This window comes from Klebsiella sp. HC6 (assembly GCF_022605325.1).
In the GTDB taxonomy this organism is placed as follows: domain Bacteria; phylum Pseudomonadota; class Gammaproteobacteria; order Enterobacterales; family Enterobacteriaceae; genus Klebsiella; species Klebsiella terrigena.
The window spans coordinates 15282-27088 of sequence record NZ_CP093277.1; the positions used below are offsets into that span (position 1 = coordinate 15282).

Genomic DNA, 11807 nt, shown 5'->3' on the forward strand with positions numbered 1-11807 from the left:
GACGCTCTCCTTTAACGACTGATGGCGGCGACAGCCGCCGCGGACGGCGCTTTGCGCAGGACATAGTAGAGCCCCGCCGGAAGCGCCAGCCCAATGAGCCAGGAGATATCGATACCGCCCAGCATCTTCACGAATGGGCCGGAATAGAATCCACTATCAATAAACGGCGTCTGTACCGCCACTCCAACGAGATAAACCCCGAGCCCCGTCACATTCCACGCCCGATATTTCCCGTTCGGATCGTTCAGCGCCTCCATGTCTATCGCCTGATGGTTGAAAAAATAGTAATCCACCAGGTTAATCGCGCTCCACGGTGTAAAGAAAGTCAACAGGAACAACAGGAAGGATTTAAACGCCGACAGGAAAGAGTGTTGCCCGATAATCGCGATAGCGGTCGCCAGGGTAATAATCATCGCCAACACCAGCAGACGTACCGACTGGCTTACGCGCACTCGCTGCTTCCCGCAGCTGTACACCGTCGCCAGGCACATCAGGCTGCCGTAGGCATTCAGGGTATTGATCGTCAGTTTACCAAACGCGATGCTCAGATATAACAGCGTGGCAATCGCGCCGGTGCCGCCCAGGCCGACGATATAGTCCACCTCATGACCGACCAGTTTTCCCTGAGAGAGAGCGGCAGCCAGCACCCCGACGGTCATGGCGATTTGCGCGCCAATCACCGAACCGCTCCCGACGGCGAAAAAGACCTTCCCGGGAGAGGTGCTGCGCGGCAGATAGCGGGAATAATCGGCAACATAGGGGCCAAAGGTGATCTGCCAGGAAGCCGCAAGGCCGGTGGCGGTTAAAAACGTACTCCAGCTAAAGGGTCGGATACTCAGCAGGTCGCCAATAGCCGGAAAGGCACTGATTTTCCACAGCAGGTAGATAAACGCGATAATCCCCACCAGGCTTGCCAGCTTACCCAACAGGTGGATCAACCGATAGCCGACGTAGGCGATAACCAGCGTGGCGGCAGCAAAAAGCAGAATGCCGCTGGTTTCCGTAGTATGGAAAACCGCTGAGATCGCCTGGCCGGACAGCACCGCCCCGGTGGCGATAAAGCCAAGGTACATCAGGCAGACCAGCAGAATCGGCAGGCAGGCGCCGTAGACGCCGAACTGTACCCGGCTGCTGATCATCTGTGGTATCCCCAGCTGCGGCCCTTGCGCGGCATGCAATGCCATCACAATCCCACCGGCAATCTGCCCCAGCATAAGACCGGCCAGCGACCAGAAAACATCCCCGCCGAATACAATCGTTAATGCGCCAGTGACCATGGCGGTAATTTGCAGGTTAGCCCCCAGCCACAGGGTGAACTGGCTAAAAATGCTACCGTGGCGTTCACCGTCAGGGATGGGTTCAATAGAACGTGTTTCGATGTATGTTGTGTTGTTATTATTCATGGCTGCACTCCGGTGAGGCGAAGGGGATACATTGCCCCCTTCGCCGGAGAAATTAATCCGCAATCATTGGCAGGTTAAGTCCTTGCTCTCTGGCGCATTCAATCGCGATGTCATAACCCGCATCCGCATGGCGCATCACACCGGTGGCCGGATCGTTGCTCAGCACCCGGGCAATACGTTCCGCCGCTGCATCGCTGCCGTCGCAGACAATGACGACGCCGGAGTGCTGGGAGAAGCCCATCCCTACGCCGCCGCCATGGTGCAGGGAAACCCAGGTCGCGCCACTGGCGGTATTCAGCAGCGCGTTCAGCAATGGCCAGTCGGATACCGCGTCGGAGCCGTCCTGCATCGCTTCCGTTTCGCGGTTAGGGCTGGCAACGGAGCCGGAGTCAAGATGATCGCGGCCGATCACGACTGGCGCCGACAGCTCGCCGCTGCGGACCATTTCGTTAAACGCCAGGCCCAGACGGGCGCGCTGCCCCAGGCCGACCCAGCAGATGCGGGCCGGCAGCCCCTGGAAGCTGATGCGCTCTCTGGCCATATCCAGCCAGTGGTGGAGGTGTTCGTCGTCGGGGATCAGCTCTTTAACTTTCGCGTCGGTGCGGTAGATATCCTGCGGATCGCCGGAAAGCGCCGCCCAGCGGAATGGGCCAATACCCCGGCAAAACAGCGGACGAATATAGGCGGGAACAAAGCCTGGGAAGTCAAAAGCGTTTTCCACCCCCATCTCTTTCGCCATCTGGCGGATGTTGTTGCCGTAATCGAAGGTGGGAATCTCCTGCTGCTGGAAGGCGAGCATGGCTTTAACGTGTTCGGCCATTGAGGCTTTCGCCGCGTGGATCGTCTCCACCGGGTGGGACTGCGCGCGTGCGCGGTAGTCTTCCCAGCTCATGCCCAGCGGCAGATAACCGTTGAGGGGATCGTGTGCGCTGGTCTGGTCGGTCACCATGTCCGGGCGCACGCCGCGTCTTACCAGCTCCGGTAAAATTTCCGCCGCGTTGCCATGCAGCGCGATGGATACCGCTTCTCCTTTTGCGGTATAGCGGGCAATGCGGGTCAGGGCGTCATCCAGGTCGCTCGCCTGCTCATCGACATAGCCGGTACGCAGACGGAAGTCGATACGCGACTGCTGGCATTCAATATTCAGCGAACAGGCTCCCGCCAGGGTTGCGGCCAGCGGCTGGGCGCCGCCCATCCCCCCCAGACCCGCAGTCAGCACCCAGCGTCCGCGCAGGCTACCGTTATAGTGCTGGCGCCCGGCTTCCACAAACGTTTCGTAAGTGCCCTGAACAATGCCCTGGCTTCCGATGTAGATCCATGAGCCGGCCGTCATTTGCCCGTACATCGCCAGACCTTTTGCATCAAGCTCGTTGAAGTGCTCCCAGTTTGCCCAGTGCGGCACGAGGTTCGAGTTGGCGATCAGCACCCGCGGGGCATTGTCGTGGGTTTTGAAAACCCCCACCGGTTTACCGGACTGGATCAGCAGCGTTTCATCATCATTGAGCTGCTTCAGGGTCTCCACGATCTTGTCGTAGCATTCCCAGTTGCGGGCCGCCCGGCCAATACCGCCGTACACCACCAGCTCTTTTGGATTTTCGGCGACATCGGGATCCAGGTTGTTCATCAGCATGCGCAGCGGCGCCTCTGTGAACCAACTTTTTGCGTTCAGCTTAGTGCCTCGCGGGGCTCTGATTTCAATATCGCGAAAACGGGTTGCTTGTTTACTCATGCGCTTTACCTTCTTATCTGTAACCTGTCATATGCTACTTAATCGTAAATTTTATTTTTTACGGCTTAGTTGTGTATACATGATAAGCATATTGAGTGCCAGGTTAGTAATAAATTTATAAAACCCATAAAATACAGCAAGTTAACATTAAATCAGAGAGGCATCCTGCGCTATACCATCGTGAACACACTGTGGTGATGTGCCATTATGGTGCAAAAATACAGCTCTCTGCCTTATTTTTGTGCACCAAAACATCACAAAAAGATAACACCAGTGCATTTTCTATCTCGTCATGACTTCTTATCTCGCCATAAACGGCAGTACCCTATAACGGAAAAATACACTAATGAATTGTTTTAAATCACTAAATAACCATCTTGTTGCGTATTTCACTGGTACTGACGCAAGCGTTTTTGTTGTACATACAAGATTACCTATAGCAGAATTTTGTCGCGTGACTCCCCTGCACTCGGGAACACCACACACAACAATCAGACGCGTGAAGACGATTACCTTCCAGAATGTGGCTGAGCACTACGACAACGGTTCGATCGAAGTAAATGGCCTTAGCCTGGTAGCACAGTGTGGCAATATTAGGGTATTTGTCGGCCCTTCGGGCTGTGGAAAACCACCTTGTTGCGGATAATTAACCGGTTACTGGAATCGTTATGCAGGATTTGGCCCGATAACGGTTCCAGTAACCGAGCAAATGACTGCGCCACTAAAAGTAAAGCCAGAGCCGGGGGAATTACTGGAAGTCGTCGGTCTGGATCCGCAAATCGCCAAACCTTCCGCTGACAGCTTTCCGGAGGCCAGCAGCAGCGCGTGGGCGTTGCCCGCGCCCTGGCGGCAGACCCGGAGTTTATGTTGATGGACGAACCGTTCAGCGCGGTCGACCCGGTGGTCCGCGAACAGCTGCAGGAAAAGTTTTTGTGTATTCAGAAAGAGGTGAGCAAAACCATCATTATGGTCACTCACGATATTGATGAAGCCATGAAGCTCGGCGACCTGGTCGCGGTACTTAAACCTGGCGGCAAGCTGGCGCAGATGGCCTCTCCTGGCGAACTGCTCAATACGCCGCAAAACGCCTTTGTGTCGGACTTTATCGGCAAAGACAGAGGCTATCGCAAACTGAGTTTCCACGCCTCCGACACAGAAACCGGGTTACGCAACTAGCCCTATGCCGAGCTGGACTGTTCCTTCGAGCAGGCCAATGAGATGACCATCGACCGCTGGCTGCTGGTTACCCAAAACGGCAAAGCGTTTGGCTGGTTCGACACCCATCAGCCGGCAACAGCAATTACCCACGACAACATCAATCTGGGGGCGACGTTCCACCAGCAAGGGAGCCCGTTGCGCCATTTACTGGACGCTGCACTGAGCTCGCCCAACCACCGGGCCGTGATCGTCGATGAACGGCAAATCCCGCAGGGGACCATCCACCTCGATCAAGTACTCGACATGTGTAAATCCACGCGCCAGGAGGGAGCATGAGATTCGATTGGCTATGGGCGCAGAGCGATTAAATCTTCAACCTGTTTCTCTGGCACAGCTATCTCGCAATTGTGCAGGTAGTAATAGGGGTAATTCTGGCGCCCCCTGTAGCCTGGGGCATTCACCACCTGCCATCGGTCAAGCCGGCGATCGTTAACCTGTTTGGCATACTGTATACCATTCGGTCACTGGCGCTGTTTGTGCTGCTGCCCCCGCTGCTCTACACGCAGATTCTGGACCCCATTAATGTTGTTGTCGCACTTGCCATCGGCAGCTTTGCGCTACTGGTTTGCACCGTCTGCGACGGGCTGAACTCCGTATCGGCCGATACCCGTCAGTCCGCGGCAGCGCTCGGGTATAAACCCGCCCAGCAGTTTTTCCAGAACGACCCGCCGCTGGCCGTGCCGGTGATTCGTTACGGTCTGTGCGTTGCCGTGGTGTTTAAGGTCAGAATCGTTTCCGTCGCGGCATTAATTGGCACACCACAGCTCGGCTCGCTGTTTACCCTGGTGCTTCCTGCTGCAATTTCTGACTCCCATCATCGGTGGGATCGCGGACAGCATCATTCTGGCGCTGCTGCTGTATATGCTGGTGGTTTACGCCACTCATCAACTCAGCAGCTGGCAACCTCAGAGAGGATAATTATGCTTCAGGACTCGCTTAGTATACGCTGTATCCCCCAGATCCGCGGTGCGCCAACGGCGCTGGCCGTTGCGATTGCCCAGTTGAGCACCGCTTCCCAGGCCCGTTGCGACCGAATAACCAATACGCATCTCAGCGGGCTGCCGGCCTTTCTTATCTCGCCGGATTCGGGGTACTCCGGGATGATGATCCCACCCTACGTCGCCGCTGCGCTGGCGGGCGATAACCGCAGTCTGGCCGGCCCGGTCAGTATCCACACGGTGTCCACCTGCGCCGGTCAGGAAGATCATGTCAGCATGTGGAGGTTGCCGCCGCACGCAAAGCGCTTCAGGCGGTAGAAACGCCGTGGACATCGTCGCCATCGAACTGCTGTGCGCCTGTCAGGCGCTGAAGTTCCATCGCCCGCTGCGTGCCGCCGTGGGCAGCGAGGCGACGCTGGAGAGAGTGCGTCAGGCGTGCCGTTTCGGGATAAAGATACGCTGCTCTACCCCGATATACATGCGCTACGCGCCCTGATTCATCAGGGCGAACTCAGCGCGATGCTGCAGGCATTGTGCGAAGAGGAGTGACAACAGGCGCCGCAGATGGAGCCTGCAGCGTGATTAAAGGGGAACCAGCGTGATGCGGGCCAGACGCACGCCCGGAGAGTCCTGGATAACCAGCGCCACCGCTTCATCCACCAGCAGGCTGTCGTAATGTTCCAGTAAATAGCGTTGGTCGCCGACGCTCACCCGCAACGCGGGCCCGGCATTAAACAATATCCGCAGTCCGCCCTGATACGACCACGTTCCCGCCCCGCACCAGCTCACCGTCGCCCGCAGAGCGGCTTCCCGGTAAATCACATTAAAATCCAGCAGCGGGCCGCCGACAATCTCACAGGATACGCCGCTCGCGCCGTTGAACCCCAGCGCCTGGAAAGGCGCAATCAATGCGCTGCGCTGCCCATCAATTGTCAGGTACATCCCGCCGCCTTCCAGCACGCTGATATTGCGCAGGTAGCCGGGAAATGTGGAGAACGGACCAGGCTGGCGAATGGTCGCCAGGGATATACGCCATTCATATTCTCCCGATTCCGGATAGCGGGCCACTTCGCGCGTCACGCCCAGGCCGTTTTTCCAGGGCATTTCCGTATACAACCCGGCAGGGAGCAGACGGATCATTTGCGCATGCTCCCTTCCAGACGGTAACGCGGACCGGGATAGACCAGGCGCACGCTGGTGACGATTTTCTTCTCCTGACGGCCGGTCCACGTCCGACGATTGACCAGCAGACAAGGCGTATGTTCATCAATTTCCAGGTAAACACACTCGGCCCGCGTGACGTTGACCGCTTCAATAACGTGTTCGCCTTCAACAATCGGCGCAATTGAGGAGAGATAGGCGTTCGGCGTGATACGTGTAAAATCCTGCTGCAGGTAGTCAGGCACAACCTGCATATTCACCAGTCGGTCTTCCAGCATAACCGGTACGCCATTTTCATAATGGCAAATCAGCGAATGGTACAGACCGCAACCCTGCTGCATGCCAAAGCTGAACGCCTGCTGGGCATCGGCTTCGATTTCCATCAGTCTGAAAACTCTGGCGTGGTGGCGATGGCCACGGCTGACGATTTCGTCAGCGATATTGTTAATGTCCAGCAGCGCCGACTGACCGCGAATTTCGGCGACAAAAGTACCAACCCCCTGCATTCGCACCAGCAAGCCCTCCGCGGTCAGTTCTCGCAACGCGCGGTTAATCGTCATCCTGCTATAACCAAACAGCGTAACCAGTTCGCTTTCAGAGGGAACACGGTAATTCGCTGGCCATGCCCCGCTGTGGATCTTGGTTTTGATCATGACCTTAACCCTTTCATAAAAGGGGGCGGGATGTTCAAGTATCTCATCCACGGAATCCGAATTTGACAAGTCATTACGCGCCATTAACTATTCCTCATATGCTGACGTTGTCAGTTTACTCTATGACCTGTTAGATGTATATATATGTACAAGTATATTAGCACTAATAATAAGGTGGTAAAATGGCAGTCTGGTTGGCAGAAAAAGCGCTTTTGTCTGATGGCTGGGCAAATAACGTCGGCATAACCGTGTCCGAAGAAGGCATCATAACCGCGCTGGAAAAGAACGCAGCGCCGAGTCCGCATGCGACGCGCATCAAAGGGGTCGTCGTGCCGGGTATGCCAAACCTGCACTCCCATGCCTTCCAGCGGGCGATGGCCGGGTTAACGGAGGTCGCGGGAAACCCGTCGGATAGCTTCTGGACCTGGCGGGATCTGATGTACAGGCTGGTAGATAAAATTACGCCAGAACAGCTGGAAACCATCGCCAGCTATCTGTACATCGAAATGCTCAAAGCCGGGTACACCTCGGTCGCCGAATTCCACTATCTGCATCACAGCAGCAGCGGCGCGCCTTATGAAGAGCGGACGGAATTAGCGCTGCGTATCGCCAGAGCAGCGAAACATACCGGCATCGGCCTGACGCTGCTGCCTGTCCTGTACAGTTACGCCGGGTTTGGCGCGCAGCCGCCCTCCGTTGGACAGCGCCGCTTTATCAACGATAGCGACAGCTACCTGACAATGTACGAGTCGCTCACATCGCGGCTGGCCGGTGAGCCAATGCAGCGTACCGGTCTGTGCTTCCACTCATTACGGGCCGTTACGCCGGAGCAGATTGGCGCCATTCTGGCATGCCATCCTGGCCAGCAGCCGATTCATATTCATATTGCTGAACAGCAAAAAGAGGTGGATGACTGCCTGGCCTGGTCCGGCGAGCGCCCGGTGGAGTGGCTGTACAACCATCTCCCCGTGGATTCGCGCTGGTGCCTGATCCACGCCACTCATCTGACGCCTCAGGAAACGATGAAGATCGCCACATCCGGTGCGGTGGCCGGCCTGTGCCTGACCACCGAAGCCAATCTCGGCGATGGCATATTCCCCGGCCCACAATATCTGGAGAATAACGGCGTCTGGGGAATTGGTTCCGACAGCCACATTAGCGTCAGCGTCAGCGAGGATTTACGCTGGTTCGAATACGGGCAGCGCCTGATAGCCCAGCGCCGCAACCGGCTCATCGTCCCAGGCGAGCCTCACGTTGGCAACGTGCTGTATCAAGGGGCACTACGAGGCGGCGCCAGAGCGCTGGGCCAAAACATTGGCCAGCTAAGCGTAGGATATCGGGCCGATCTGGTCGTATTGGATAGCCAGAACCCCTTTATCGCCAGCGCAGAAGACCAGATGCTGCTCAACCGTTGGATCTTCGCCTGTTCATCTAATCCCATTACCGCGGTGATGACTGGCGGACGCTGGGTGATTGAGGATGGGCATCACCATCAAGAAGAATCTGTCTCACAGGCATTTATTCAGGTAATGAAACATCTTGCAGTCTGACATCGAACAAACCGGTTCAACGACGGTGAACCGGTTTTGTTTCTGAATGAAGTTTAAATAATTCAAATGATTTTACTAACGGGATCATGTCGGTCGTGAAGCATCGCCCCTCTTGCTTGGCTTCACTCCTTGCAATTCAGGAGGTGAATACCTTTTAATGCAGAATTACAAGTTTCTGGTTATCTCATGAATCAATATGCTATTTAGGGTAATGACTCCAAATTATTGATAGTGTTTTATGTTCAGATAATGCCCGATGACTTTGTCATGCAACTCCACCGATTTTGAGAACGACAGCGACTTCCGTCCCAGCCTTGCCAGATGCTGCCTCAGATTCAGGTTATGCCGCTCATTTCGCTGCGTATATCGCTTTCTGATAACGTGCAGTTTTCCCTTCAGGCGGGATTCATACAGTGGCCAGCCATCCGTCATCCATATCACCCAAAGGGTGACAGCAGGCTCATAAGACGCTCCAGCGTCGCTATAGTGCGTTCACCGAATACGTGCGCAACAACCGTCTTCCGGAGCCTGTCATACGCGTAAAACAGCCAGCGCTGCCGCGATTTAGCCCCGACGTAGCCCCACTGTTCGTCCATTTCCGCGCAGACGATGACGTCACTGCCCGGCTGTATGCGCGAGGTTACCGACTGCGGCCTGAGTTTTTTAAGTGCCGTAAAATCGTGTTGAAGCCAACGCCCATAATGCGGGCGGTTGCCCGGCATCCAACGCCATTCATGGCCATATCAATGATTTTCTGGTGCGTACCGGGTTGAGAGGCGGTGTAAGTGAACTGTAGCTGCCATGTTTTACGGCAGTGAGAGCAGAGATAGCGCTGATGTTCGGCAGTGCTTTTGCCGGTCGCACCACCCCGTCAGTAGCTGAACAGGAGGGACAGCTGATAAAAACAGAAGCCACTGGAGCACCTCAAAAACACCATCATACGCTTAATCAGTAAGTTGGCAGCATCACCATGAATAGCTAATGATTACCTAGTGGATAACTTCATTGCTCAATTGTGGTGCAAATGTTAGGTGTTTATCCCTGTAATGGGGCATGTCATGCTTACATTTTATCAACAATTGATTTCTTTGAGGATACTTTACAAAACTCCGCTCTGGTAAAACCAGCAGAGATAAAAATAACTGCTTTAAATTCAACTTTTTATGTTTTAGTGCGCAATCATGGCATGGCTAATGCAGGTTGTATATGCAGGACTGTACATCAAATCTTTCTTACAGCTTATATTTTATGAGAAAAATCCAACAACCAAAGTAAAGGGGCGGTTATTACGATGAGTACCTTCAATAACAGAATTAAACATGATGGCTCTGACTTTGTGGTGGTTGATAACCAGAACCCGAGACTGCCGAGTACTTCAGGCGGAGGAAAAAATACATCACGATCGAAGATGATACTACGTCATGCTTAATTAATATCTGAGAGTAGTTAATTTCTGAGGTATTCGAATCAATGATATGAGGTTTATCCCATGAGGAGTGGTGGCGTATGTCGTCATAACACGTTTATCGTCAAGGTATCGGCACCCTAATTTATCGGGGCACTGCAAAAAAAACGGGTATTAAAGACTGAATCGCAGAAAGGCAGAAGTTTAAGTCTTCATGTTAATGACAGCAGGCGGCCTATAGCAGAACGAGTAAATGTTGCTAGCAGGCAGCGTACCGTTCAGATTATATGCTTGTAATTTTCGAAGGATTCATCTATGAAACATTCCACTAGCACTGTAAAGCACACGGTTATAGAAAGACGGTCAATCGATTATGTACCTGATAATGAGCGCTTCGGCAGCGCTATGGGACAGTTTACATTATGGCTAGGGGTTAACCTTAATATTACCGCTATTGTGACCGGCGCGTTGGCCGTTGTATTAGGCGGCGATGTTTTCTGGTCATTGATCGGTTTATTTATAGGTCAGATATTAGGCAGTATCATAATGGGGCTACAGGCCATACAAGGGCCAGCTACAGGACTGCCACAAATGATTCGAAGCCGTATGCAATTTGGTGTTTATGGCGCGGTCATCCCTCTTTTACTGGTAAGTTTTTTATATATAGGGTTCTCTGCTGGAGGCACATTGCTGGCAGGACAGGCCGTGGCAAAAATTTTGAATGCCGCAGAATGGCAGGGTATCGTTTTATTCGGTGTCATCACGATCTTGGTTGCCACCTTAGGCTACCGCGCCATACATTCTTTAGCACGGATCGCGAGTGTGGTCGGCATCATTGCATTTATTTACATGTTCGTTGCATTATTAGCTGGCCATAATATTAGCAGTCTTCTAGAACAGAGAAAGTTTATTCCCAACCAGTTTATCCTTTCCATTTCACTGGCGGCGGCCTGGCAAATTGCTTATGGCCCCTATGTCGGAGATTATTCACGTTACCTCCCTACGGATACATCAAAACTGAAAGTGTTCTTTGCCGCCGCCTCTGGAACAACGCTGGGCTCTCAGGCAGCCATGACATTTGGTGTTTTTTCCGCCGCTATTGCCGGAGTGGCATTTACCGGACATGAAGTAGAATTCGTTGTAAATCTGGGGGCATCCGGTCTCGTCGCATCTTTGCTTTACTTTGTCGTAGGCTTCGGCAAAATAACCATGATGACATTGAATGCGTATAGCAGTTATATGTCGAGTGCGACGCTTGTGAATGGTTTCAGAGGAAAAGCAACCGTCTCTGTCGGTCATCGATTTATTTATGTATCAGCCATGATTTTGTTAGCTGTTTCCATTGCGTTATGGGGCTCGGGAAGCTTCATACACGCTTTTTCTTCTTTTTTATTATTTCTACTGACCTTTATTTCTCCCTGGAGTGCAATTTGTCTGGCTGACTGGCAGTGGGGGCATCGTTCTAAATGCGATCTGCAGGCATTAAACGATCCACAAGGAATATATGGCCGCTGGAACTGGAGTGTAATTTCCATTTACTTCATTGGCTTATTAATGGAACTTCCTTTTGTTTCCAGCAGTATTTACACTGGTCCGATTGCAGGCCTGTTAGATGGCGCAGATATCTCTTGGTTAGTTGGCCTGATTGGCACCGGCATAGTGTATTACATTTACAGCAGAATATTGCCCCCCGCTTCTATGAAAATACAGGCTACTGATTAACAGTAAAAATAATAATCCCAAATAAAGG

General features: G+C 53.4%; 7 protein-coding genes and 3 pseudogenes. 5 read left to right on the forward strand and 5 right to left on the reverse strand.

Annotated elements, in window-relative coordinates:
* Window positions 1-11: 11 nt before the first annotated feature.
* Window positions 12-1403: a purine-cytosine permease family protein gene (locus MMW58_RS28695; RefSeq protein WP_004118873.1), complete on the reverse strand. Its 1392-nt coding sequence runs from the start codon at window positions 1401-1403 to the stop codon at window positions 12-14.
* Window positions 1404-1455: 52 nt separating this feature from the next.
* Window positions 1456-3132, reverse strand: coding sequence for a urocanate hydratase (gene hutU, locus MMW58_RS28700; RefSeq protein ID WP_004118875.1), 1677 nt, complete (start codon window positions 3130-3132; stop codon window positions 1456-1458).
* 499 nt (window positions 3133-3631) lie between these two features.
* Here hutU and MMW58_RS30390 point away from each other — a divergent pair.
* The 3 genes and pseudogenes from MMW58_RS30390 (at window position 3632) to MMW58_RS30395 (ending at window position 5606) form a co-directional block, all read left to right on the forward strand.
* Window positions 3632-4626, forward strand: a pseudogene (locus tag MMW58_RS30390) (ATP-binding cassette domain-containing protein).
* Between the two features lie 32 nt (window positions 4627-4658).
* A pseudogene (locus MMW58_RS28715) lies at window positions 4659-5268 on the forward strand (ABC transporter permease).
* A 2-nt stretch (window positions 5269-5270) separates the two neighbouring features.
* Window positions 5271-5606 carry an aromatic amino acid lyase gene (locus MMW58_RS30395; protein WP_040118403.1) on the forward strand — a complete coding sequence of 112 codons (336 nt, stop codon included), beginning with the start codon at window positions 5271-5273 and terminating at the stop codon, window positions 5604-5606.
* A gap of 264 nt (window positions 5607-5870) precedes the next feature.
* On the opposite strand, the gene MMW58_RS28725 is transcribed toward MMW58_RS30395, so the two are convergent.
* Both MMW58_RS28725 and hutC read right to left on the reverse strand, forming a co-directional pair.
* Complete coding sequence (locus MMW58_RS28725) at window positions 5871-6428, reverse strand: HutD/Ves family protein (protein ID WP_004118884.1); 558 nt, start codon at window positions 6426-6428, stop codon at window positions 5871-5873.
* Entirely contained in the window at window positions 6425-7186 is a 762-nt protein-coding gene (gene hutC / locus MMW58_RS28730; protein WP_004118887.1) for a histidine utilization repressor, read from the reverse strand. The genes MMW58_RS28725 and hutC overlap by 4 nt, the downstream gene beginning before the upstream one ends.
* Before the next feature lie 98 nt (window positions 7187-7284).
* Here hutC and MMW58_RS28735 point away from each other — a divergent pair, with 98 nt between their 5' ends.
* The gene (locus tag MMW58_RS28735) at window positions 7285-8652 is read left to right on the forward strand and encodes a formimidoylglutamate deiminase (protein ID WP_004118890.1); all 1368 of its coding nucleotides are present in this window, start codon (window positions 7285-7287) and stop codon (window positions 8650-8652) included.
* Window positions 8653-8874: 222 nt separating this feature from the next.
* Here MMW58_RS28735 and MMW58_RS28740 read toward each other — a convergent pair.
* Window positions 8875-9567: pseudogene (locus MMW58_RS28740) on the reverse strand (IS1 family transposase).
* 805 nt (window positions 9568-10372) lie between these two features.
* Between MMW58_RS28740 and MMW58_RS28745 the strand changes: the two are divergent.
* Window positions 10373-11779 carry a purine-cytosine permease family protein gene (locus MMW58_RS28745; protein WP_004118895.1) on the forward strand — a complete coding sequence of 469 codons (1407 nt, stop codon included), beginning with the start codon at window positions 10373-10375 and terminating at the stop codon, window positions 11777-11779.
* The last annotated feature ends 28 nt before the right edge of the window (window positions 11780-11807 follow it).